At 48.1% G+C, this 25,270-nt stretch carries 21 protein-coding genes; 7 read left to right on the top strand and 14 right to left on the bottom strand.

Annotated features, from left to right (window positions below):
- The first annotated feature begins 446 nt into the window (after positions 1–446).
- The 5 genes from DXA36_RS24650 (at position 447) to DXA36_RS24630 (ending at position 4,547) form a co-directional block, all read left to right on the top strand.
- A complete protein-coding gene (locus DXA36_RS24650) occupies positions 447–800 on the top strand; it encodes a hypothetical protein (RefSeq protein ID WP_118682085.1) in 354 nt (117 codons plus the stop codon).
- A gap of 11 nt (positions 801–811) precedes the next feature.
- Positions 812–1,720: a helix-turn-helix transcriptional regulator gene (locus DXA36_RS24645; RefSeq protein WP_118682084.1), complete on the top strand. Its 909-nt coding sequence runs from the start codon at positions 812–814 to the stop codon at positions 1,718–1,720.
- Positions 1,721–1,765: 45 nt separating this feature from the next.
- Entirely contained in the window at positions 1,766–2,413 is a 648-nt protein-coding gene (locus DXA36_RS24640; protein ID WP_118682083.1) for a class I SAM-dependent methyltransferase, read from the top strand.
- Between the two features lie 295 nt (positions 2,414–2,708).
- On the top strand, positions 2,709–3,554 hold the full coding sequence (locus DXA36_RS24635; protein WP_118682082.1) for a hypothetical protein: 846 nt from the start codon (positions 2,709–2,711) through the stop codon (positions 3,552–3,554).
- A gap of 51 nt (positions 3,555–3,605) precedes the next feature.
- The gene (locus tag DXA36_RS24630) at positions 3,606–4,547 is read left to right on the top strand and encodes an ROK family protein (RefSeq protein ID WP_118682081.1); all 942 of its coding nucleotides are present in this window, start codon (positions 3,606–3,608) and stop codon (positions 4,545–4,547) included.
- Between the two features lie 16 nt (positions 4,548–4,563).
- Here DXA36_RS24630 and DXA36_RS24625 read toward each other — a convergent pair whose 3' ends face one another.
- From DXA36_RS24625 to DXA36_RS24610, 4 genes are all read right to left on the bottom strand, one after another.
- Complete coding sequence (locus tag DXA36_RS24625; protein WP_118682080.1) at positions 4,564–5,535, bottom strand: aminoglycoside phosphotransferase family protein; 972 nt, start codon at positions 5,533–5,535, stop codon at positions 4,564–4,566.
- A 47-nt stretch (positions 5,536–5,582) separates the two neighbouring features.
- Positions 5,583–7,433, bottom strand: coding sequence for an asparagine synthase (glutamine-hydrolyzing) (gene asnB, locus DXA36_RS24620; RefSeq protein ID WP_118682119.1), 1,851 nt, complete (start codon positions 7,431–7,433; stop codon positions 5,583–5,585).
- A gap of 68 nt (positions 7,434–7,501) precedes the next feature.
- On the bottom strand, positions 7,502–8,092 hold the full coding sequence (locus DXA36_RS24615) for a dipicolinate synthase subunit B (RefSeq protein ID WP_118682118.1): 591 nt from the start codon (positions 8,090–8,092) through the stop codon (positions 7,502–7,504).
- A gap of 78 nt (positions 8,093–8,170) precedes the next feature.
- Complete coding sequence (locus DXA36_RS24610; RefSeq protein ID WP_118682079.1) at positions 8,171–9,058, bottom strand: dipicolinate synthase subunit DpsA; 888 nt, start codon at positions 9,056–9,058, stop codon at positions 8,171–8,173.
- Positions 9,059–9,349: 291 nt separating this feature from the next.
- Here DXA36_RS24610 and DXA36_RS24600 point away from each other — a divergent pair, with 291 nt between their 5' ends.
- Both DXA36_RS24600 and DXA36_RS24595 read left to right on the top strand, forming a co-directional pair.
- Positions 9,350–10,930, top strand: a complete 1,581-nt coding sequence (locus tag DXA36_RS24600; protein ID WP_118682077.1) for a sensor domain-containing diguanylate cyclase — start codon at positions 9,350–9,352, stop codon at positions 10,928–10,930.
- 183 nt (positions 10,931–11,113) lie between these two features.
- Positions 11,114–11,269 carry a helix-turn-helix domain-containing protein gene (locus DXA36_RS24595; RefSeq protein WP_118682076.1) on the top strand — a complete coding sequence of 52 codons (156 nt, stop codon included), beginning with the start codon at positions 11,114–11,116 and terminating at the stop codon, positions 11,267–11,269.
- Positions 11,270–11,334: 65 nt separating this feature from the next.
- On the opposite strand, the gene DXA36_RS24590 is transcribed toward DXA36_RS24595, so the two are convergent.
- From DXA36_RS24590 to DXA36_RS24545, 10 genes are all read right to left on the bottom strand, one after another.
- Positions 11,335–13,440 carry a hypothetical protein gene (locus tag DXA36_RS24590; RefSeq protein WP_118682075.1) on the bottom strand — a complete coding sequence of 702 codons (2,106 nt, stop codon included), beginning with the start codon at positions 13,438–13,440 and terminating at the stop codon, positions 11,335–11,337.
- 138 nt (positions 13,441–13,578) lie between these two features.
- Positions 13,579–14,784, bottom strand: coding sequence for a hypothetical protein (locus DXA36_RS24585; RefSeq protein ID WP_118682074.1), 1,206 nt, complete (start codon positions 14,782–14,784; stop codon positions 13,579–13,581).
- Between the two features lie 22 nt (positions 14,785–14,806).
- The gene (locus tag DXA36_RS24580) at positions 14,807–16,441 is read right to left on the bottom strand and encodes an extracellular solute-binding protein (RefSeq protein WP_118682073.1); all 1,635 of its coding nucleotides are present in this window, start codon (positions 16,439–16,441) and stop codon (positions 14,807–14,809) included.
- 61 nt (positions 16,442–16,502) lie between these two features.
- Positions 16,503–17,399: a carbohydrate ABC transporter permease gene (locus DXA36_RS24575; protein ID WP_118682072.1), complete on the bottom strand. Its 897-nt coding sequence runs from the start codon at positions 17,397–17,399 to the stop codon at positions 16,503–16,505.
- Positions 17,399–18,346, bottom strand: a complete 948-nt coding sequence (locus tag DXA36_RS24570; RefSeq protein WP_243114736.1) for an ABC transporter permease — start codon at positions 18,344–18,346, stop codon at positions 17,399–17,401. Before DXA36_RS24570 ends, DXA36_RS24575 begins: the two co-directional genes overlap by 1 nt.
- 149 nt (positions 18,347–18,495) lie before the next feature.
- On the bottom strand, positions 18,496–20,211 hold the full coding sequence (locus DXA36_RS24565; protein WP_118682070.1) for a sensor histidine kinase: 1,716 nt from the start codon (positions 20,209–20,211) through the stop codon (positions 18,496–18,498).
- The gene (locus tag DXA36_RS24560; protein ID WP_118682069.1) at positions 20,208–21,758 is read right to left on the bottom strand and encodes a response regulator transcription factor; all 1,551 of its coding nucleotides are present in this window, start codon (positions 21,756–21,758) and stop codon (positions 20,208–20,210) included. Before DXA36_RS24560 ends, DXA36_RS24565 begins: the two co-directional genes overlap by 4 nt.
- Positions 21,759–22,041: 283 nt before the next feature.
- On the bottom strand, positions 22,042–23,346 hold the full coding sequence (locus DXA36_RS24555; protein WP_118682068.1) for a hypothetical protein: 1,305 nt from the start codon (positions 23,344–23,346) through the stop codon (positions 22,042–22,044).
- 2 nt (positions 23,347–23,348) lie between these two features.
- Positions 23,349–24,239 carry a carbohydrate ABC transporter permease gene (locus DXA36_RS24550; protein WP_182479250.1) on the bottom strand — a complete coding sequence of 297 codons (891 nt, stop codon included), beginning with the start codon at positions 24,237–24,239 and terminating at the stop codon, positions 23,349–23,351.
- Between the two features lie 14 nt (positions 24,240–24,253).
- A complete protein-coding gene (locus tag DXA36_RS24545; protein WP_243114735.1) occupies positions 24,254–25,198 on the bottom strand; it encodes an ABC transporter permease in 945 nt (314 codons plus the stop codon).
- Between the last annotated feature and the right edge of the window lie 72 nt (positions 25,199–25,270).

Below are 25,270 nucleotides of genomic sequence, written 5' to 3'. Positions count from 1 at the left end.
CTCTCTTCTGCCATAATGAAATAACGTAACTGTATTTTCCTCCTATTCTATCATGTTTCCCCTTGTACAGCAATGATTCCCAACAGCGGCACAGAGGGCGTAAACAGTAACATACTCAAACTTCGTAGTTGCCGAATGGCCTTCCGCCGGCTGTCTGCGTGGCGTTTCCGGGACTGAAAAGGATTTTCGCAGGTCCGTCAGCCTGGACATTCCGATGAGCCCAAGGGCGTCAAGTGTGTCAGATAAGGCTGACACACTTGACTGGTCTCATCTTCATAGGCTGAAAGGTACCTGCGAAAATTCCTTTTCAGTCCCGGAAACGCCACGCAGACAGCCGGCGGAAGGCCATTCGGCAACTACGAAGTTTGAGTAACATATTTTTAATAAGACAGCTACATGTCGCATTGGATGTGTTATAATTTCTAAAAAAACACGGAGGATCCCCCATGAATCATAATTTTGCAGAAATAGCAATCTATCAAGTAAAGCCCGCGAAGGTGGAAGAATTTGAAACGCTTCTGCAGGAGGTTGCGGCTGCGCAAAGAGAACAGGCAGGACTGAAGGACTTGAAATACGTGAAAAGAGAATATCATATTGATTATGAGCAGATAAGGGAAGGGCTCCCTCCCCAAAAAATTACCAGGATCGTGAAATGCGTAAAATATATCCTTTTTTGGGAATTTGAAACAAAAGAGGCTTATGGGAAGGCCTTGCAGAGCATTTACCAAAAATATGAAAAAGAAATAAACCGCTGTTTGATCGTTCCACATGATAAACTGATTGGAGAGCGGATTTATTAAGGAGAACCTCCATGCAGATAGAACGTTTGGTACAGATGGTATTTTATATTGCAGGCCGCGAACACGTTACTGCCAAAGAACTGGCTAATCGTTTTCAGGTATCAACCAGGACGATTTACCGTGATTTAAACACGCTTTCTCTTGCCGGAATCCCTGTTATGTCCGTAAAGGGAACCGGCGACGGTATCTTTCTGCTGGACGGTTATACGATTGAAAAACCATTATTATCCGGGGAAGAGCAGCAGAATATTCTGCAGGGCTTACAGATATTACAGGCCTCCAACTATCCGAATGCGGAAATTACATTGAACAAAATCGGCGCCGTTTTCCGGCATGTGCTGAAACCGGAATGGCTGGAGGTGGATTTTTCCTTCTGGGGCAGTGATGAAAAAGAAAAGGTTACGATTTCCGAACTGCAGTACGCCATTCTCAATAAACATCTCATCGCCTTTGATTATTTTAACTCCGAGCTGCAGAAATCCTGCCGGACTATAGAACCCCTGCGGCTTGTATTTAAGTCACACGCCTGGTATATTATAGGGTATTGCAGGTACAAACAGGATATCCGTACGTTCCGTATGTCCCGGATGAAGCATATCCATGTTATGCCGGAAACCTTCCAAAGGGAACTGCCGAAGGATTATTCCCTGCTGCCGGAATACAAAGAGGAGGACCAAATCCCTGTTTTCAAACTGAAATTTTCCCGTGCCATCGCTTACAGGCTTTTTGATGAATTCCAGGAAAATCAGGTTTCTTTATGTGAGGACGGAGACTATTTGGTTACCATCCGATACCAGTTAAGCAACTGGACCTTTAACTATTTGCTGTCTTTCGGAAAATATGTGGAAATCCTTGAGCCTGAGGCAGCACGTATCATGCTAAAAGAGAGGGCTTTGGAAATAGCGGGCCTGTACCCGTAGTTCTTCATGCATTTGTATTAAAATCTCAAACTTCGCAGGAGCAAAATGGCCTTCCGCCCGCTGGCAGAGCGGTGTCCCCGGGACGGAAAAGGATATTCGCCAGTCCATCAGGCCGGACATTCCCTCTGCTGGTGCGGCCGGAAGGGGACGGCGGAGCTATGGGGACTGGATCTGTCGGTAAAACAAATTGCCAACGCCCAAACATATCTGACCGGAAACGGGTTCCGGCCCAGGCTGTTCAACGCCCCTATGGAGCAGGAATGCGGTTTGCCGAAAGGGTATTTTGATGTGGTATATTCTGTCTATGCAATCGGATGGACAACGGATTTAAAGGCCGCAGTCCATCATATCGCATCGTATTTGAAGCCGGGCGGCGTTTTTATCTTTTCCTGGGATCATCCGTTGATGCGCTGTATTGATGTGGCTGATGATCAGCTTGTTTTTTCCGGATCTTATACAAAGGACGAAGCCTTTTCCTATATACAGCGGGGACAGCCGGTCACTGTACAGAACCGCCGCATGTCCACCTATATAAATGAACTCGCGGATGCCGGGTTTGCCGTGGAGCGTTTGGTTGAAGAAACCGATTGTGATACCCTTTCCCGTACGGCGGAATTCTCTTCCGGGTATTATTCTCCCTGGCGGGCGCAGAAGCTGCCACTTTCCTTTATCGTCAAGGCTAGGAAATTGTAAGTTCCAGTCAAATACCCCGCAGCAAGCTGACGGGGCATCAAACTTGTTATGCAGCGAGCGCAACGAACAAAAGTTCGTGGGTATTTGACCCTCGCGGCAGTCGCCAAGTGGATGCACGAGTGCATCCGTTTGGCTCGTTGCCCGCGGGAATAAATCACGGGCCATTGGATTATTCTTTCGGAAGATAGATGGTGCAGCGTAACAGTGCAGGCGGATATTTATAAAATATTATCTTTTTTCCTATAGGTTTCTTTCCTTTTATTTGTTATAGTTAAAAAAACAGGAGGTATTACCAATGAAAAAGAAAACGATTCTTTCCGCCCTGCTTCTGGCCGGCGGTATTTTTGCATTCGCCGCCGGGCCGCTGAAATGCCGGGCCGCTGAGCTTCCTCTGCTTACCCATTCCAGAATATGGGGTACAATGACAAAAGCCGGAGACGATACGATCGTGTTTGACAACAAGAGCGGCGAATCCTTTTATGGGGAGATCATCATCCATCTTTCGGAGGATACGAAAATTCTGGATGCCGTAAACGGTTACCCGGTATCCATGGACAGCATAGAGGACGGGCAGACGGCGTATGCTTATATCGGGCCGGCAATGACCATGAGCCTTCCGCCCCAGACGAATTCCCCTGTAATCCTTACGGAAATCCCCGCAGACTATAAGGTACCCGACTATGTAACGGTAAAATCCCTGGAGGATAAAGGGGATACCTATCTTCTGACAGGGGCGGACGGGGCCGTTTATACCATTCCAAAGGACTGCAGCATCCTCCCGTACCTGACAAAAAATATGGTCCGCCTCACCGACCTTACGGAAGGAAGCACCTGCCTGATATGGTCGGATGCTAGTTCCAGGGGAAACAAAATCGTGCTTTTTGCCGGGGAGACCGCTGACGGCGAAGAGCCTGCAGACGATGCCCTCTTCCCCTCCGCTTACGGATGGTTTGAAGAAAACGGGCAGATTTATTTCCGTACCGAAGACGGCAGTCTTAAAAAAGGGTTTATCCAGACCGGGGACCGGATTTTCTTCCTGAATACGGAAACAGGCGCTATGCAGACCGGGCCGGTAACGATCGGGGATACTACTTATTATATGTTTGCGGATGGGACCTTCCGCATGGAAAAAGGGAATTAAACGGAAAACGGGAAATGGGACACTTCCGGTTAAGGAAAAAGGGGAAAATGTATGCAGGATAAAATTTCATTGTCTTTTGATATCGGGGGAACCTCCGCAAAATACGCGTTTGTTACAGCCGACGGACATCTGACGGGAAAAAATTCGTTTCGTACGGCGGGACTGAAAACCCTGGATGAATTCGGCCGGCAGCTTCTGCCCGTGATCGAACAGGGACTCGCTCGAGGGGCCGTCAATGTCGGTTTAGCCTGTCCGGGTATCTTTCTTTCGGATGGGAAATGCGTGGGCGGAGTTGAGAACCTTGCTTTTCTGGAGGGGGTCAATCTTCCAGGATATCTCCGGCAGCATTACCCTTCCCTGGAAGTTTCGATTATGAATGACGGTACCGCCGCGGCTTTGGGCGAGTACTGGATGGGAAGCGGCCGGGGCAGCCATGTTCTGCTGTGCGTCACGCTTGGAACCGGCATAGGAAGCGCTTTGATTCTGGACGGGAAGCCGTTTGGGGGAAGTCACTCTCAAAGCGGAGAATTGGGATACAGTGATTATTCTTCTTCCGGAGACTATCTGGAACTGGATTATTCCACGCTCGGGATCCTGCGGAGGGCTTCGGAAATAACCGGTACAGAAATGGATGGTTTCGCTTTTATACGTCGTATCAAGGAAAAGGATCCCTGCTGCCTTCCGCTTCTGGATGACTGGACGACGAAGCTCGGACGGATTATTGCGAATATTATTCTGATGCTGGATCCCGACAGGGTGGTGATAGGAGGCGGCATTTCCGGTGAAAAGGAGATCCTGATCCCGCTTCTGGAGGAAAAAATAAACAGGCAGCTTCCGCCTCTGTTCCGCCATCTCGCAGCAATTACCCCGGCCAGCCTCGCCAATGACGCGGGGCTGTTCGGAGCCGTAAAACCGTTTTTTGATACCGGAAAGGCCACGGCAATGCCATCCCTTAACCAAAGTAAGAACGTAAATGACATGGCGGAAGCGTAACCATAAAAGCTCTGTTTTATTCAACAGGGGGCATAGCAGATGCCAAATGATCCAGCAGCTCCTTTTTTATTGCGGCATAATAAGCAATGCGGGGGATCGTTTCATGGACCTGGCGGATGCCAAGCTGCCTTTCTTCCTCATTTACACATTCCAGGCCCAACGCTCTTTTTATATTATATGCAAGCCATTCAAGCCAGCTGAAGCCGATTCCGTACAGTGCACTCCACTCCGTTCGGAAGGCCCCGTATTCCTGCCGGTAGGCGTTGAGAAACGTCTGTAACAATCCGTAATCAATACGGCACAGGGTGTCGCCGGACCAGCTCAGGGCCAGCTGAAACATTTCCATATAGGGATTTCCGTAATCCAGGCATTCCAGATCGATAATCCGCGGTTTTCCATCCACCCATAACACATTTTTACTGTCCATATCCCCGTCGCAGATACATACAGCCGCCGGAACCTTATGTAAGGCAGCGTTGTATTCTTCCTGGCCGTAATAGAACAGCTCTCTGTTACTTTTTAATTCTTCCGCTATTTCAGGACATGCAGCCTCTGCCTGTCCGATATATGCGTCCCAGTCCACATCGATTTTTTCCCTCTCACAGGAAATCCGGGGAATCTTAATTTTATGGATTTTCGCCAAAAGCGCACCGATGGTTCTGCAATGCCCGCCGTCTATTTCTTCCCAGCGCAGCGCATTTCCTTCCACCCATGGAAAGACATAAAAATACTGCCCGTTAATACACTGCATTTTACAGCCGTTTATTTCCTTTGCAGGGACAACGGGAATCATATTCCGGTACAATACTTGTTCCAGATATTCCGCCCTCTGAAAATTCCGGAATACATCCGGCCTTCTCATAACGGCCGGATTTAACAGCTTGACGGCGTATTGCCCTGTTTCGGTTTCCAGTTGATACATCTGATGCATATAACCGCCCGCCACCCTCCGGGGCGGCGCGGTATGAAGCCCCCGGCAGCCGCCCATGCAGCAATTCAGGAGCGGGAATCCCGCTCCTGAAACAAAACCGCCGGCTAAATAAGACGGATCTGATAATGTTCCAGCCAGTAATTAACCTGGAGCAGATATGCCAGCAGCTGGGGGCCAGCCATAAGCTGCCCGTAAAAGGGCCGCGCGTAATCCGAAGGCTGGCGCATAAAGCTCTCCACCTTCTTCTTGTCGATGAGACGGCACAGAGGGGCACCCGAATCATTCAGCACTTCCAACATCTGCTTCCTCACCAGCTGCTCATAAGCCGGGTCATAGGTCTTTGGGTAGGGGCTTTTTCTCCGGTACAGGACATCATCCGGCAGATATCCTCTGCCCGCAGCCCGCAGCAGCCCTTTAACCACACCGTCATGGCACTTCATGCTCCAGGGAACATTCCATACATATTCGATGATATGGTGATCCGCAAAAGGCACCCTCGCTTCCAGGCCTGCATGCATGCTGGTGCGGTCCATCCGGTCAAGCAGGGTCTGCATGAACCATTTCAGGTTCAGATAGGAAATTTCCCTGCGCCGTTTTTCCTCCGCATTTTCCCCCTCCAGAACCGGTGTTTCCCCGATGGTCCTGTGATAAGCCTCCTTTGCATATTCCTCCAGGGGAAGCTCCGTAAGCACCTCATCCTTTAACAGCATTGTCCTGGGGGTAAAATCCATGGACCAGGGGAAACAGTCCGCTTCAAAGCATTCTTTTTTATGGAACCAGGGATAACCCCCGAATATTTCGTCCGCGCATTCCCCCGTCAGCGTAACCTTATGCTGCTTTGCCACCTTACGGCAAAAATACAGCATGGAGGATTCCACATCCGCCATACAGGGCAGATCCCGTGCGTCCACCGCCTCAAACAGGTAATCGTAAAGTTCTTCATTCCTGCATTCCAGATAAAAATGCTGCGTCTTGGCATGATCCCTGACCACATCCACCCAGGGCCGATCCTGCGAGGGCTGGAATACATTGGCCTGAAAATTCACATCGTTATCTTTAAAATCAAAGGAATAGGTGGATAGAAGCTTCCCCTGTTTCCTGAGATTCTCACTGCATATAGCTGTCACCAGGCTGCTGTCCACCCCGCCGGACAAAAAGGTACAAATGGGGACATCGGACAGCATTTGCTTTTTCACGGCATTTTCAATAAGATACCGGGTACGTTCCACGGTTTCTTCAAACGACTCCTCATGAGGAAGGCTTTTCACCTGCCAGTAGCAGTGCTGTCTGCAGCCGTCTGCATCAAACTCCAGGAAATGCCCGGGCAGTACCTCCCGGATTCCCCGGAACACACCGTTTCCGTATGTCTTGGCCGGTCCCAGCCCGAACACTTCGCAAAGTCCGTCTTTATCCACCTCCGCATGTATTCCGGGAAAACTCAGAATTCCCTTGATTTCGGAAGAAAATACAAGCGTGTTGTCTTTTACCGTATAAAAACAGGGTTTAATGCCCACCCGATCCCGGTAAAGAAGAAATTTTTCCCTGGCGCCGTCCCATATGGCAAAGGAAAAAATCCCGTCCAGCCTCTCCACAAACGCTTTTCCATAATGGATATACCCAGCCAGAATGACTTCCGTATCGCTGTTTGTCTGAAAGCGGACGCCTTCCTCCCGAAGCTCCTGTTTCAACTCCATCATATTATATAGCTCGCCGTTATAGCAGATCGTAAATTCAGCCCCGTCTTCTCTTCTTACCATAGGCTGCTGCCCGGAGGACAAATCGATGATGGACAGCCTGACATGGGCCATACCGCAGTGCTCCCGCAGAAAAATACCATCCTCATCCGGTCCCCTGTGCTTCTGGACGGCGTTCATTCGTTTTAAAACCGCCTTCCATTCTCCTTCGTTTGTTTCATAATTTATCCTGAAGTTCGTAAATCCTGCTATCCCACACATATGGCTGCCTCGCCTTTCCCATCCTTTGATTTTCAGCAAATAAGACGACCTGCTGAACAGTTACGGTTTTATTCCATATAATCCACCAGCAGCGGCTGTATCTGCCTGTATTCCAGCGCCGCTTCCAGGGCCGGTATCAGATATTCGATATGAGCCACCAGCGAATTCGGTTTTTTCCCGGGGTTATCCTGCCCGAAGGGTACAAAATAAATATTTTTAGTATTGAGAAGAAGCCCTATGTTTTTCATATTCATCCCCAGCCCGTCATTGGATGATAGGAAGATTAAGAGAGGCTTATTGTTCCGAAGATGGGCCTTTGCCCCCATCAGCACCGGCGTATCGGTAATTCCGTTCGCCAGCTTTGCGGCAGTGTTGCCGGTACACGGCAGAATCGCCATAATATCCAGATATCCCTTCGGCCCGATAGGCTCCGCTTCTTCAATACTGCATATCGGCTGCCTCCCTGTAATATCCCTGGCCCGTTTCATAAAATCCTCCGGCTTGCCGAACCGGTTCGTAATTGTCTGTGAGGCATCGGAGAAAAGAGGATATACTTGTGCTCCCTCTTCCACCAGTTTTTCCATCGCCGTAAATATTTTATCGAATGTACAAAAGGAGCCCGTCAGCGCAACTCCCACTTTTTTCCCTTTTAACTCCATATTCTGCACTCTCCTAACTTCTCCGTTTTACGACAGGGGAAGGACCTGCATTCTGCCTTATTCCCCGCCGCCGCAGCATCATATATGACCCAGCACATAATCGGTAAGGCATCTGGCGGATATCCTGCAGGCATATTTCCCCGGCAGGCCGAGGCAGTGCCGTGCATGGACGGACAGCTCTTCTGCCGCCTTATAGTCCACCCCGCCGTTCCCGGACGCAATATCAATCACCAGAACATCCCTGTTCAGCCTCTGCAGGACAGCTTTATCAATAAGAGGGGCCGGCACCGTATTATACACATATTCATATTCTCCTGCCTTCTCCCCAAGCTGCTCCAGCGCAAGCGTCTGCATCCCATAAGCGTCGGCCAGGGCCAGCTCCGTCTGGCTGCCGCTGCATACCGTAACGAGGGCGGACAGGCCTTTTAATTTGTCGCTGAGGATTTTGCCGCATCTCCCATAACCGATCACCAGGCTTTTGCTCCTGTGTATGTTGGTATCCTTATGCCGGAGAGCCTCCAGAATAGCTCCCTCCGCTGTGGCAACGGCATTAAATACGGCAATACTCTCCACCTGCATAAAATCACAGCAGACTATATTTCTCTCGCCGCACTCCTGCCGGAAGGTTTCCGGTATGACGCCTCCAAAAATCGTATGGCGTTTCCTTATCAGACGCGACAGCTCCCGGATATCAAGGACGCCTTTTTTCTCCAAAGGGATTCCTCCCACAATAACATCCGCAGCATCTACCGCTTCCCGGAGGGACGCGGCATAGCCGTCCGCTTCCATGGAACGCTTTGCTTCTATAGAATGCTTTGCTTCCATGGAATGCTTTGTTTCCCTTTCCCCATCCTCCGTCTCCTGTATCCCAAAACAAATGACCTTATATCCGCTTTCCCGGAAAAACGGCACCATATAGGCCGTACGTTTATCTCCTCCAATGACTGCAATGTCATATTCCGCCATGTTTTTCCTCCCTATCTACCTTATTTTTACGTCGGACAGCGCCCGCCGGCTGGCTGCGGGCTGCTATAAATCGACTGACTAATACATAAAATTGTATGCCAAACGGGCGGATTCGTGCTTGTCATGGGGAAAAACAGGGGTTTTGGGGAGAAGAATGAAAATTTCCAACCAGCTTAAGCCTTCCTTTTGTTTTATCGGTTTACAGGTGCAATAATAAATAATATGGTGTATACTGACTACAATACCGTTTAACAGGCACAGCAGCCCCAACGCCCAAAGGGAGGAATACCCATGTTTCATTATGAACTTATAATCCATATTCTGAGCACCAGCGCACTGCTGGAGGAAACCCTTGCCCAAGTCCCTGAACCGGCGCATTTTTCGTTTCATTTCCGCTGCTTTTCCGGTGATTCCGATGAAAGTCTCACCGCTTGTAATTTATTGCTGCTTGATTTGCCCGCCGCTGATATTCTCCGGATCCTTCCCCGGATCGCTTCCGGTACTGACCTTATTCTGTGTTCGGCACCGGAGGACATATCCCTCCTCCAGGAAGCTGCGGCAAACCAATATGCCGATTTATGGGTCAAGCCCTTTTCCTCCTCCTTTATCACAGCGCGCTTTAACAGGCTGCTGGAGCATCTCTGGCTGGAAAAAGACGACAGCTTTATCCGTACCTGCCTGAATACCACCATCAACAGCATTCCCGATCTGATCTGGTTCAAAGATCTGCGTGGTTCCCATGAGATGGTTAACGATGCCTTCTGTCATGCCGTAGGTAAAACAAAGCAGGATATACAGGGCCGCGGGCACTACTATATCTGGGATTTAAAACCGGAAGAATACGCTACAGGAGAATATGTATGCCTGGAAACCGAAGAAGAAGTGCTGCGGCAGCGCAAGACCTGCCTCTTTGATGAAAAAGTGAAAAGCAGCCACGGGCTGCGGCAGTTTAAAACTTATAAATCCCCTATTTTTGACGACACGGGAGAGGTTATTGGCACCGTCGGCATCGCACACGATGTGACCGTTCTCGAAAACATAAGCACGGAGCTGGACATCCTGCTGAACAGCATGCCCTTTGCTATCCTTGTCAAAAACGACAAGGGCGTCATTATTAACTCCAACGTGAAATTTTCTGAATACTTCCAGATACCAAGGGAACAGATCCAGGGAAAATATTATGATGAGTGGAAAAAAGATGCGTTGAATACCCTTACCGGCATCAACGAAGAAGGCTATGCCGAGGCCGCATTGAATATCGGCGGAAAAGAAAAAGTTTTTGAAATCCATGAAGAGCCTATATATGATATTTTTGAGAACCTTGTGGGCCAGCTGTGCATCTGCAGGGATATTACGGTAGAACGCACATTGGAGCAGCAGATCCTGCAAACCTCCATCACCGACTTTTTGACCGGACTCTATAACCGACGGGGCTTCTATGATTATATCAGCAGAAACCGCGGCAGTCAGACGGTAAGCCTGATATACCTGGATTTGGATCATTTTAAAAATGTCAATGACGTCTATGGACACCAGGCCGGAGACGAAGCCCTGATTCTTGTCTCCCGGCTTATGAAGGAATGTTTTCCCCAAACCCTGATAGCCAGGCTGGGAGGAGACGAATTCCTGATCACCCTCCTCGGAGCCTACGATACCCGGAAGCTCCTGGACCAATCTCAGCTGCTGCTTGATAAAATGCAGCTCGCTTTCCGCCAATCCAGGCAGCTCAACAGCCTCACTGCCAGCATCGGCATCGCGCAGACCAACGATCCCGGCCTGCCGATTGACACCTTGATTTACCAGAGTGATCAGGCCCTCTATTTTGCCAAACAGCATGGCCGGGCGCGCTGCTGCCTGTATTCCGATGTATGATTCCGGGCTGTTTCGGAGCTTCCACTGCCAGATATACGCCATAGCGTTTTGCTGTGCGTCATAATGCACGCATCCGCTTGCAGATATCTCCTGCAACTGCCGGTTGCAGGACTTCCATGCAGACGCGGTTGTGCGCAACCGCAGATAATGGTAAGTTGGAATCAGATAAAGGAGGATTTTGATATGACTTTAGGTGAAAAATTGCAATATCTCAGAAAGGAAAAAGGAATTTCCCAGGAGCAGCTGGCTGGGATTTTCTTTGATGCCTGTCTGATTTGTGCTGTGCATAAGGATTATGAAGAGAAAAAAATTCTTCAGGCGGCAGTTCCAAAGGATTAAGGAGCTGCCGGTTTGAATACAGTTTTATCCCGGGCATATCTTTTCCGGCGACATTCTATCCTCCTTCACATATTCTCAAATTCAATCACCGTATATATCCCGGCATTTTTCACTTCCAGTAACTTCTGCCCGCAGGAAACCTCCATTTGCGGATTTTCGGGGAAAGTACTGACACGTCCCAGTCTCCATGGTTTCTCCAGCCGGAAACTGAGTTCAGGCAGGTTACGAATTCTGTGGCTGTCGCTGTCAAAACGGTAATTGACAATATGCAGGGCCCTTCCCTGTCCGGTGATATGCCAGGCAATGCCATATTCCCCTTTTTCCAGGGCAACGATTTCCTGCTCCCTGCACACCAGCATATCCACAAGCATATCCATGTCCGTTTCCCTGAAATTCCTGCCGCCCAGTACGGCGCACTCCGGCTCCTGTCCCACAGTTATCACCTGTCCGCCACATGCCTGATACTCCCTGAGCAATCCTATATCTGCCGGCCGCATGGCAAAAGCGTCCGGCAGAAGAACCATTCCAAAAGAATCAAGCCTGTCGCGGCACAATGGTTCATCCGGGCTTTCATAGATGACGCGGTAAAGGATATGTCTGTCACTGAGCTTCTGCAGAAGCCGGAAAAAACAGTCAAATTTCCCATCTCCGCCAAAAGCGGTCTCCGCGCCCAATTCCTCTGGCAGCTCCCCCTCACCATAAACGCCATGCCATTCTTCGTGGGGCTGTATCCACTGCTTTTCACTGGCAGACTGCCAATCATAAATTACTGCCAAATCCGCTGCCGGATTCCGCCCAAACGCTTCCTCCTGTTCATCCAGCCACGTTCCCAACCGTTTCAGCATACGCAAATCCGGCCACAGCGCATCCTTTACCTGATTCTGCAGCCAGGATCCGTAGGGGAAAGCCAGATGGAAGCCATGGGCCAGAGGCTCCAGTAAAAACAGGATAAACCGGTCGTTAATCCCTTTTCTCACATCCTCTGCCATATCCTGTACATATTGATTGGGATCCTCTACAAAACAACATTCCTTTCCGTTAAGCCATCCAAATGCAAACTGATACCAGCCATCCTGGCGCAGGCCGATATCCGTCTTTTCTCCCGCCAGGATATCCAGGTGCTTTTTACAGTTCCAGCCATGAGGATAACAGTTGAACAGGTTCGCGCTCACCGGTAACGCTTCACCCCGCTGCCTGCGTGCATACTCCCTTGCATGCTCCGCCAGTTCCCGAACCACATACTCTATAGAATCCATCTGCATCCGGGCGTACTCCCGAAACAGAGGGATATCCCAACGCCGGTTCCCGTTTCCCGATACCAGATCCTTGTCTGTATACCCCTTTTGCAGCAGCCAGGCACGATAATCGAAATCTTTTCCATCTCCTGCGCCCGCAGGCAGAGATATCTTCTTTTTCCTGAGATAACTGCCGAATTTATCCACACATTCCGGACAGAAGCAGCCTGCATTATTGAGCACATGCTTCTGGGAATCATATTCATCAATATGCAGTCCCCCTGCATCCGCATCAATCATTAATTCCACTTCCTTTTTCAGATAGGTCAGATAGGAGTCTTTGTTTGCACACGCCGAATAGCATTTGTGGTCATGTCCGGGAGCCATCAGCCAACGGGCCAGGATATCCCGGCCCTCCAAGGAAACCGCTTTAAACTCCTCCAGGAAATTGCCCACTTTGTTCCCCCTGTAATCAGTGATCCCCTGAGGGAAAAAGCGTTCTACAGGCGGAAATACATGAGGATAACGATTAACAGATAATTCGCCCATTCCCACATAACCCTTTTTCACGCCCGCATCCCGGTGTATATTCATAGCGAGCAGCTGTGTTTCCTCTTCATTCCATTCCGCGGCAAATTCCCACAGCTGTGCCTTCCAGAGCACTGCAAAAGGCCGTATTCCCCTTTTCATGCATTCTTTGCAGAATTCCCTGTCATTCATATATCCATACAGCCTCATTCTGGGCGGAACCGTCCCCTCCGCCTCCAGCGCCAGATAGGGAAGGCCAATAGCTCCGCTTCCCAGGCAAGACCAGATCAGCATATTTCCGTGCATATCCAGAATATCTTCGATCATATGCATGTTTTTCATTGGCAGGCTGGGATGATAATTCCACATATCTCTCTGCCACCCCATAAAATATAGACCCTTTTTCATATTCCCATACCTCTCTTATAATACACAATGCCGCGGATGGATCGCATCCACGGCATTGCACTCTCCTGATTCTCCTCTTCCGGTGAATATTCTCTATCCTCCGGCTTTTTCTTCCGCCTGGCGGCTGTTCAAAAGCCCTTATCCAATTTCACAGGCCTCTTTGAGCCGGGACACCAGATTATAAAGAAAGCGTCTTATCTCCCTGATGTCCTTCTTTTCCGCCCTGCGCCAGGCAGCGATTCTGGCAGTAGGCGGCACTGCCATGGGAACCAGTTCCCCGGCCTCCAGCAGGTTGGCCACATATTCTGCTGCCTCCAGCAGTTCCTGCGCTCCTGCTTTTTTATCCAGAGCGTCCTGGGCCGCTGCGATCGCCTTGTCCGCGTGGCCTTCCTGGTTTACATCCGACTGAATGGCCGTCTCGTACCGGTTTCTGAAGAATCCCAGAATAGCTGCTACAATAGAAGGATCCCGTACCGTTCCATCCGGATATACGATACCGTGTACCTTGCTCCACATCCCGCCCTCTTCCTCAATCATCAATTCAAACAGATACCAGCCGATCCCATATTTGTCCGCCGTTTCCACTGCCACATCATATGGATTGGAACGGCACAGACAGCCGGTCTCGTTGTTTATCACCGGTTTCCCGTATTTTTTGGACAACTCTGCCGCCCGTGCACAGGTGCTCTCTACCCGGCTTCTGGTTTCCAGATAATCGTGGAAAATTATAATATCCACCAACTCCCCGGTCTGGCTGTACTCCGTATCTTCAATAAACGTATGCCCCACTCCCAGTGCATTTATCGGATCCTTTTCTCTGACAAACCGGATAAAATGCCGGACAAATGCCCATACCATATCCAGCCTTCTCTGCTTTTCCACCGGGTCGTCGACACTCAATAGAAAGCCGTGCCAGCTTGGCTCATTCATCACATCCCAGAACAGCAGCCCCGGATGTGCTGCCACCGCATGGATGATATCCGCTACATACCTTTCTCCCTGGCAATAGTTTTCCGGATAAAAACACCCGGGAACAGGGGAGCAGGAATGGTCCTCCGACAGCCAGTAAGGTGTCTGATCCGCGGTGAAATAGGGCATCAACAGAATAGGAGTAGTGGTTATCCCATGCTCATATGCAACGTCCATGAAGTCCCTGAGACAGTCAAGAAACCTGACAGAATCCTTTTTCCATTCCTCCATGTGCATAAACAGACGGCAGCTGTTGAGCGTAAGGCGCTTTGCATAACCCATATTCCGCACTTCAGTTTCATGGCTGTAATCACTGAGCGAAGCCAGCGAATAGTTAAAACCTTTAATATTACTGTAATCTTCTAATGGTCTCATAAACCCTCCCAATTGCTATGCATCAATAATCCGCTCCGATATCTTTGATCTCATCATATGCCGCCTTCTTCTCTGCATATTTCGAATCCGCCCATTCATCCAACTTATCTGCTCCCATGCTTTTGGCAGTGGAAAGCATCTCCTGATACAGGGCTTTGGATTCCTCCGGTGTGGAAGCGGTGATAATCTTCGCAGTCATGTTGTTATAAAGTTCCACCAGATTATTCATGATAGTCTGTTCTTCTGAATCAGCGCCCATACGGAGCATACCCAGCACCGGATTTGTCTCGGAAATGGCAGTCGCGGCTTCTCTTGCCTTGAAGGTTTGTCCTTCATTACCGTATCCGGGAAGCGTGTTCCTGACACCATCATGGTAGATCCATCCCCAGAATTTCATGCCGTCGGCTTCATTGGGTGATTCAAAATCATAATTCAGAACAGGATAGCTGTGTTCCTCATCCCAGTTCCAGTCCACTCCTTCCTCACCCCATAGAGACAGACACTGTCCTTCTTCACTGTACATAAATTTCATAAAATGGTAGGCCGCGACAGGATCGGAGCAGCTTTTGGGTACAAACATGCCTCTCCATCCTGCAGTAGTCTGCAAATGTTTTGCACCGGGCTGATTGGAAATGATATCGGTCAGCTGTACCAAGCTGTAATCACATCCGGCTTCACTCAGGGTCACTCCCATCTCATCGGCAGTATTGGAATATTTGGCAAGCGCAAACAGCTTACCCGCCGCCATATAATCGGAATCATCGCTGTCAGAAGTAAATGCAAAGTTCTCGTCAGTCATATAGCCTTTCAGATACCAGTCGTTCATCCGTTCATAATAATCTTCCAGAATAGGATCCTCAATGAACGCCTTCGCATGTCCGTCCACATCCAGGAACCCGCCGATTCCCGCATCGGAACCCAGCAGCATCTTGATAACGCCGTTTGTATGGGTATAATTATACATAAAAGGAACCACATCCGGATACTGTTCCTTTACGGAATCCAGCATTTCCTCAAACTCATCCAGATTGTTGATTACAGGGGAACCTATTGCCTCATAAATATCATCCCGTACCACCAGTCCTGTAGTCTCATAAACGGCCTTGGGATACTCCTCCATATAATAATCCGGAGAATACCCGCACATAATGGTATACATATTCCCGTCATCGGCCGTATTCACCAGCCGTAAAACAGGATGTACATCAAAAGACTCTTCGCCTGCCATCTGGGCCAGTTCATCCAGGGTATAACACATATCCGAATTCTGCAGTCTGGAAATCTTTGCATTGTCGCTGGTCAGTATGAGATCTCCCAGATCTCCGGAAGCGATCATCAGATTCAGCGCCGTACTGTCCGCAGCCGTAGTCACCTCAAAGGTTACCCCGGTTTTTTCACTGATTTTCTCAGGGATCCTGCCTTCCCATACGGTGTAAGGCCACCAGGTTTCGTCATTAAAAAAACGAAGCTTTACACTTTCCGAACTGCCGGCCTGTACGGATTCTTGTGCCGCCGCCCCGGCTGTCTCTTCTGCCGCTGCCTCCTCTTTTGTGACAGCAGCGCTGCCGTCGGAAGGAGAAGTGCCGCCGCAGGCTGTTAGCAGCATCGCTGATACCAGTCCCATGCTGACAAGAGCTTTCATTACTTTCTTTTTCATATTGCCCTCCTTATATGTTTTATTATTAAAAGACTCCCCGGAGTCTGATAACCGCACACACTCATTCCTTGACCGCCCCAATCATCAGACCCTGTACGAAATATTTCTGCAGGAATGGATAGACGCACATGATCGGCAGCATACTGGTCACCATTGCGGTGGCCTGTGTGGTCAGGGTGGTCGATTTTGTCGTAATAGTCCCGCCGGTAATGGATGCCCCTGTGGACTGATTGATTTCCACAAGCATCCGGTAAGCTACTGTCCGCAGGGCCTCCTTGTTTACATAGTAAGAAGAATCCAGCCAGGAATTCCATTGGTTCACAGCAGAAAATAATGACAATGTTGCAAGGAACGGTGTGGAAATCGGCATGACAATCCGGAGCAGGGTCTTTAATTCCGAAGCGCCGTCCAGCTTTGCGGACTCCACCAGCGCCATAGGAATGGAACCGAAAAAGTTGATACCCACGATAATAAAAAACAAATTCAGCATAGACGGTATAACATACACCCAAAAGCTGTTTACCAGATGAAGGTTTTTCAAGACAATATAATAGGGAATCAGGCCGCCGGATACATACATGGCAAACACCACCAGGAAACGATAGATCTTTCCGAACATCAAATCCTTTCGTGACAGGGTATAGCTTACCAGGCAGGTCATGCACACCGTCAGAAAAGTACCCACAATTGTACGGATAAATGACACAGCAAAGGCATTGGTCCATATCTTCTGCCCCAGCAGATTTTTATAATTATCAAGGGTAAAAATCCGGGGCCATAGATATACGCCGCCCCTCATAAAATCATAGCCATCACTGAAGGAGGCCACTACAACGTACCAAAAGGGATAGGCGGTGACCAGCAGGACAAGGATAAGGCAGAACCAAACCACTATATCCACAGCCCTATCTTCACCGGATTTTATTATTCTATCGTTCGTCTGCTTGCTTACTTTCATCAGAATATCCCCTCCCCGGTAATCTTCTTTGCCACCTTATTGCTCACCAGGATCAATACCACCGAAACGGCGGACTGAACCAAATCGGCAGCTGTTGCATAAGCAAAACGGCCTTCAGATAACCCCATCTTAAAAGCATAGGTCTGCAGGATTTCAGAAGCTGAATTATTAATGGCATTTCCGAAGATATAGCTCTGGTCAAAATTAGATCCGCCCATACCTCCGCCCAGCAGGCCTCCGATGGAAAGAATCAGTACCGTCACCACAGATCCTCTGATTCCCGGGAAAGTGATATAGCGGATCCGCTGCAGTCTGCCCGCGCCATCGATCTGCGCCGCTTCATAAAGCTGGGAATCAATACCGCTGATTGCTGCCAGGAAAATAATTGCCCAGTAACCGGTGGTCTTCCAGATGGCTAAAAAGGTCGCCACCCCCCAGAACAGATCCGGTGATGTCAAAAACTGGATTGGCTCCCTGATTATCCCCCAATCCTGCAGTATCTGGTTGACCAGTCCCATATCCGCATTCAGGAAAGAGTTGGCAATCGTATAAACCAAAATCCACGAAATAAAATTAGGCAGGTAAGTAACCGTCTGAACAGTCTTTTTAAATTTCTGTACCTTCATCTCATTTAAGAGCAACGCCAAAATGATTGGTGCCGGGAAAGTGAAAAGCAGTTTCAATACACTCAGCACCACTGTATTTCGCAGGATTTCACCAAACCGGTAATAGGAAAATAATTCCCGGAACCATTTGATTCCGACCCAATCTGCTGTCCAGATCCCAGAAAAACCCATTTGGATCTTATAATCCTTAAAAGCGATGATAATGCCGCTCAACGGCAGATAAGAGAAAAGAAACAGAACCGCCATGCCAATCCAGGCAAACACCTGCAACTCTCTTTGCTTTTTGAACATCTTCCAGCCTTTATGTAATTTTTCTTTCAATATCATTCCCCCTGTCCGATTTCTTGGTTCTTAAAAGAATGTGTTTAACAAAACACCGGCACAAACGTGCCGGCGCATCTGTGATGTCTTTATAGTAAAACAATCTGCAAAGAAAAACTTTTGAATAGCAGACTTCCTGTTTTAGAAAATCAGACTTGCTGCGGAAGGATGAGTTCCACCTGTGCCCCTTCTCCGGGCAGATTGGCAAAATGATATCCGTAGGCCGTGCCATACAGCAATTTCATACGTGACAGTACATTATGGATTCCGATATGTTCCCCCCGTTCATCCGAAGATACGGTTCCGGATGCATTCAGTTCTTCCAGCATAACTTCCGGGAATCCCGGACCGCCGTCACTGATCCGGAGCGTGAGCACATCCTCTGCCAATACCGCTTCCAGATGTATCTGCAGCGTATCCTCCAGGGACAGTGCATACTTGACTGCATTTTCCACAAATGTCTGTAAAAGCAGCGGAGGAACAAGGATCTGCAGAATCTCCTTCGTAAATCCCTCTTCCTTTACCTGAATCGTATAAGGGAACCGTATCCGCTGAATTTCCAGATAATTATGGGTGAATTCCAATTCCTGCAAAAGTGGTACAAGCGGGTTCTCCACAGACAGTACATAGCGCACATGCCGGATCAGCTCCAAGGTGATCGTCTGAATCTGTGTCACGTTTCCGGAAGCTGCAAGGGAATAAATAACATTAAGCATATTCAGGAAAAAGTGGGGATTTTTCTGGATCTGCAGATATTTCAGGAAGGTCTCCTGTTTTTCCAGACGTTTTTCATAATTCTCGATTTTCATCTCATGAATCTGGCCGGTCATTTCATTAAAAGTCCCGGAAAGCTCCCGCACCTCCTGGCACCCTACCAGTTTTGCTATATGCGTGTCCAGATTTCCTTCCGAAAAGGCCTTCATCTGTCGGTTCAGTTCGGAAAGAGGCGCAAAAAGAACCCTTTGCAGAGTCAGAAGCAGATGAACCAAAAACACACCGCTTACAGCCGCCAGTATAATGAGCCCTGACCACCATATCATCCAGTTGCCCCTCAACTGCTGCCTGGGCACCAGAGTGACAATAACCGCCGGAAAACGGTCAATTTTTTTCGTCAGCTGCAGGTAACGCTTACCCCGCTCCCAATATGAGGAACCCTCCAGGCTGAAAACGCGCGCTTGATCTCCCGTTAATTCTAATCCAGCCAAATCGGTCAATCCGGATTCTTCAAACCCGGCCACTTCTTCTAAATCAATAAGACGGTCCCAAAGCCCGTCCAATGCCACATACACACCCAGATATTGTCCATGATGATAATAGATATAAAAAGCAGTCCACATATTGCCAATATTTTCAATCGTCCATTCTCCGACCGCCTGTCCCTGCAGTTCACCGCTGCATAGTGTTCTCATACGCCCGCGCATTTCCATACGCCTGACCACAAAGGTCATGGAATAGGCAGATATATCATTCCACTGCTTATCGAGAAGAATATCCCTCGATGAATCATAAAAGAATATACCGCTGAAGTCGGGAAAGTACTGACCATAGGAATCCATCTGCAGCGCCACCTGGCGCAGATTATCTACATAGCTTAGTGAAGTATTGCGCAGCATACCGAACTTTGCATCGGAGACCAGCGTTACGGTAAGGAAGTTCTCGATCTGCCTCAGCCTGCTCTCCAGCTTGGAGGATCCAAAATCCAGCACACCCTGCATGGACTCCCTGCTTTGCCGGTCTAATGCCCACATGGTAACTGTACTCACCGTAATAAACATAATCCAGAGAACCAGTAATATAGCACCTATCGTAAACCATATATCCCGCAACCGCCATCGTTTCCGGCTTTCCCCGGTTTCTCTTTTCATTTTGAACGCTCCTTTCTCCAGGCCGCCGGTGCCATACCTGTCCGATTCTTAAAAAAAGTAGTAAAAGAAGAGAAATTCACATATCCTACCATCTCCCCAATCTCTCCAACAAGGAAATCCGTCTGTTCCAGCAATTCACATGCCATTTTCACTTTAGCATCCGCAATGTATTCTTTCAGGGAAACCCCTGTTTCTTTTTTGAAAATACGGTTCAGATAATCAGGATGCAGCCCCACATATGCCGCCACTTCCCCACGGCCAAGCTCCTGCTGCATATTCATGGAAATATACAGCTTTACCCGCTGGATAATAGGTTCCGGTGCCGATTCCTTGTTTTCGTCCTGCAGACAGGAAAACATTCTCTGATAATACTCCAACACACCCGGTATGGATCTGGTGTAATTTGGATTTTCCTTGAACAGCTGTACCTGTATTTTCTGAAACCGTTCCTTTGTACATACGTCCAGTCCCTTTTCAAATTCCTGATCTATTCTGCGTATTGCGGCATCCAAAGAGACTGTATTGCACTGTTCCGGCGCAAGACCCAGAAAATAATCCCGCATTTTCTGCAGCAGTTCTGTATACTTCCCTGCGAAAAACAGGCAAAAAAAGCTGCTCTTTACTGCATTCGGCAATTCAAAGGGAAGTGGATGGGTGTGACGTACCTGAGCAGCCGTATAAATTCCGGGGCTTACTGCGAAACGTTCATCCGCCTGACGCAGCAGTTCACATTCTTTCTCCCAGCCGGACAAAGACTGTACCTGCCCCAAATAACAGGAAAGGGCGCAATGGTACCGTTCCTCCATCCATCCAGTTACCCTGGTAAGCGGTTCAAAAGGCTCTCTTTGGGAATTTTCCGAAAAAAACAACCAAAGCCGCTCGTCATAATTATTGACCAGCGCAAATTTTTCTTCATGAAGCATCTCCCGGAGCACATTTTCCAATACAAATGACATCAGGGAGTGGTTCACATCCCGTATTTTAAAAGAATGATGCTTGACTGCCACTAGAACAGGGCGGAAATGCAGCTCTTCCTTTACCTCATACTCTTCACAGACGCGCCTCAGCCGCTCACCTCCACTGATGTGACGGGCCATAAGAGTCTCCCAGAAGGCATCCATATTCCGGATTTTCTGTTCCCGCCGTTTCCGCTCCTTCTCCTGTTTCCTAAGCTCCATTACCTTTTCTTCCGCATCAAGGACTGCTTTCTTGAGTTCCCCTTCCTCAGCCGGCTTCAGCAGGTAATTACTGCATCCCAGCTGCAGGGCCCGCTTGGCATATTGGAATTCTGAATGGCAGGTCAGAAGGATTGTCACCACCGGAACCGGGATTTCTTTCTGCATCCATTCGATCAGTTCTATTCCGGTACCCATAGGCATCTCGATATCACAAAGCAGAATATCGCTCTGCTCCCTGGCAAGGATTTTCTTTGCTTCTTTGATCGACCAGGCAGTCCGGATTCCCGTAATCCCCCAGTCCGCCCAGGGAAAGGCGGATGGCATACTGTTTATAATAATCTTATCGTCATCAACCAGTAGTAATCTCATTCATTTTTCTCCTGACCAGAGTGTTACATACATCTTGCAGAAGGCAATCAGCGGACACTCTAAAATACCGACACGGAACATATGTAAAAACCTGCTGCTTTTGTCCCTTGGATCATACCATATTTCAGTTAAAGAAACCACTTCTCCCAAACATCACTAACAAAATGAATGCAATATGTTTACTTTTGTTTCATAATTAGCAGCGGAATGTGCTATATTTTCACAAAAAAAGCTGTCGGGATGCTTTTGCATCCCGACAGCCGTCATTTTCTTTGCTTACAATTCAGATATCTATTACATGGCATGCCTTTTTCAGCGTTCCCATCAATTCTGTTAAATAATCCGCAATTTCCATGGCATCCACATGCTGCTGCCGCCTGTATGCGGCGATCCTTGCAGTAGGCGGATACGCCATGGGAACCAGTTCGCCCGCCTCCAGCAGATTTGCCATATATTCACAGGCTTCCAGAAGATTTTCCGCATCCTGGCTGTGTTCAAAACCCTGATTCTGCCTTGCGGCATGCAGAGTCCTTTCTGCCAGGATACAGGCTCTTCTTACATAATCTTCCTGATTTACATCCGAACGGACGGCGCTTTCTCCTCTGTTGCGGAAAAATCCACAGATAGCGGACACGATGGACGGATCCCTGACAGTTCCGTCCGGATAAACCACTCCATGCACGCGGGACCACATATCCCTGCCTATCATCAGTTCGAACAGATACCAGCCTATCTGGTATTCATCATGTAGTTCAATAGACATATCATAGGGATTGGCTCTCGCAAGACAGCACATTTCATTATCCAGGACAGGCTTGCCATACTTTTCACCCAGCTTTTTCGCATATTCCAACGCATCCCGCATACGTTTTCTCGTAGGAAAATAATCGTGGAATACTATCACATCAACCAGCTCGGCCGTCCCGCTCGCCTCCGTTTCGAAGATAAAAATATTCCCCACGCCAATATCATGATCCGGATCCTTGCTTTTCACATACCTGCAGAAATGTCGGACAATTTCCCATGTTTTTTCCTGTCTGTAACGAAGCAGCTCCATATCCGGACGCTTCTGATAATCCTGTACGTAAGCAGGTTCTTCTTCATACCATGTAACAAAATTGTCCGTATATCCCGGCTCATTGGCAATATCCCAGAACGCAAGCCCTTCTTCCTGTCCGATTGCCTCATAAAGTGCGTCAAAGTACCGTTCACCGATACACCAGCTGGAAGGATCTTCCAGCGTCTTATAAATCGGCCTCAGGCCCGCTTCCAGCATAAATCCGCCCGCCGGGATTTCATCCTCACGAAACCGGAATCCCATAAAAATAATGGGATTTGTGGTTATACCGTGTTTCCATGCCGTCTGCACAAAGTCCTTCACATTAGCCAGAAACCTGTCCGGATTCTCCTTATAAAAATCATAGCTGAGAAAAATCCGCGCACTGTTCAGACGAAGACGTTCGGCATAGCCCATATCTCTGTCCACAATATCATGATGATAATCAGCCCAGAAGGCTCTGTCACTCACAGCATCCGGCTGTGTGTAGTTAAATCCGCGCAATTTCTGATAATTAACTGTCTTTTTCATCTTTACCCCTTTACTCCGCCAAGCGTAATGCCTTTTACAAAGTTATTCTGTACGAATGGATATATTACCAGTACAGGAAGGACACCTGCAATCGCCATGGCCATACGTACCGAGACCGTAGGCAGATCCGCCAGCAGGGCGGCGGCATTCGAGTCTCCTGACTGCGTCAGATACTGGATATTCTGTACAATTCGGTTCAATAGATTCTGTATGGAAAACAAATCCTGACGTTTGTTCAGGTACACATATCCGTTGTTCCAATCGTTCCAGTAGGCTATCCCGGAAAACAGGCCGATGGTGGCAATAATCGGCTTTGCAAGCGGAACAGCTATCCGCAGAAAGGTCTGTGTCTCGGAAGCGCCGTCAATATATGCCGCCTCCATGATTTCATCCGGAATGCTGGACGCAAAATAGGATTTCATCAGCAGGATATTGAATCCATTCGTGACCAGTCCGGGAATCAGCAGCGCCCAGAAGGTGTCTTTTATATGAAAAACATTCACATAATTAATATAGGTTGGTACCAGCCCCCCATTAAAAAGCATGGTAAAAAATATGTAAAAGGTCAAAATCCCTTTTCCGGGCATATCCTTTTTGGAAATCGCATAGGCCAGCAGCGTTGTAACAACCAGGGACAGCAGCGTCCCTGCCGCCGTCAGTTCAAAGGAAACTGCATATGCCTTCAAAACCTGTGGGTTCTCAATAAAAATATACTTATAGGCTGCCAGGCTGAGCTTTTCAGGAAAATAGCTGTATCCGTTCCGGATCAGTGTGTTATTGTCCGTAAAGGAAGAAATAATAACAAGCAGCAGGGGAGCCACTGCCAATATTGTCATAAGTATCATAACAGTATTTCCGATAAACTGAAAGCGTTTTTCATCTTTTGATTTCATAATTTTATTCCTCCTCAGAATAATGCGCTGTCAGGATCTATTTTACGGACGATCAGGTTGGCAGACATTACAAGGATAAATCCGACAATAGACTGATATACGCCGGCGGCTGTGGCCATAGGCATATCATTTCTTTCAAGAAGCCCTCTGTACACATAGGTATCTATGGTCTGTGTTACCGATAACAATATGCCGCTCCGCTGGGGTACCTGATAGAACAATCCAAAATCAGAATAAAAGATGCGCCCGACAGCAAGCAATACCATCATGATGATGGTAGCCCGTAGTAAGGGCAGTGTTATTTTAGTAATCTGCTGCCATTTAGATGCGCCGTCAATGGCAGATGCCTCATATATTTCCCTGTCAAACCCCAAAATTGTGGACAGATATACAATACAGCTATAGCCGACACTCCGCCAGGTCTGCACGAATACCAGGATAAACGGCCAGTACTTTGTTTCTGTATACCATGAAACCGGCTCAATTCCCAATACAGGAAAGATTCTGGTATTCAGAAAACCATGTTCCGCACTTAAAAAAGCAAATACCAGATAACTGATAATTACTGTTGACAGGAAATGCGGCAGCAGAATGGTGGACTGATATAGTTTTTTCCATTTGGTTGTTAGCTCGGACAGAAGAATTGCAATCGCAACCGCAATAATCACATTAAAAAATATGAACAAAATATTATAGCCCAGCGTATTTCTCGTAATAATCCAGGCATCCTGCGTTTTAAAAAGATATTTAAAATTTTTGAATCCAATCCATGGGGAGCCCCAGATTCCTTTTTTGGTGGAATATTTTTTAAATGCCAGAACAAGACCCGGCAATGGCATATAATTATTAATAAACAAATAAATAATGCCCGGCAAAGCCATAAGGTATACGGGAATATACCTTTTGATAAGTCTTACTTTTTTGTTTGCATTTCTTCCTGCTTTTGCTGTTTGTTCCATAGTACGCCAGCCTTTCTTTCAAAAAAGGAATAAGAATCTACGGGCGCTATTCCTTTTTCTTATTTTTATCCT

Source organism: Eisenbergiella sp. OF01-20, from assembly GCF_003478085.1.
Lineage (GTDB): Bacteria > Bacillota > Clostridia > Lachnospirales > Lachnospiraceae > Eisenbergiella.
Note: the sequence above shows the minus strand (reverse complement) of the source record. Positions and strands in the feature narration are given on the sequence as shown.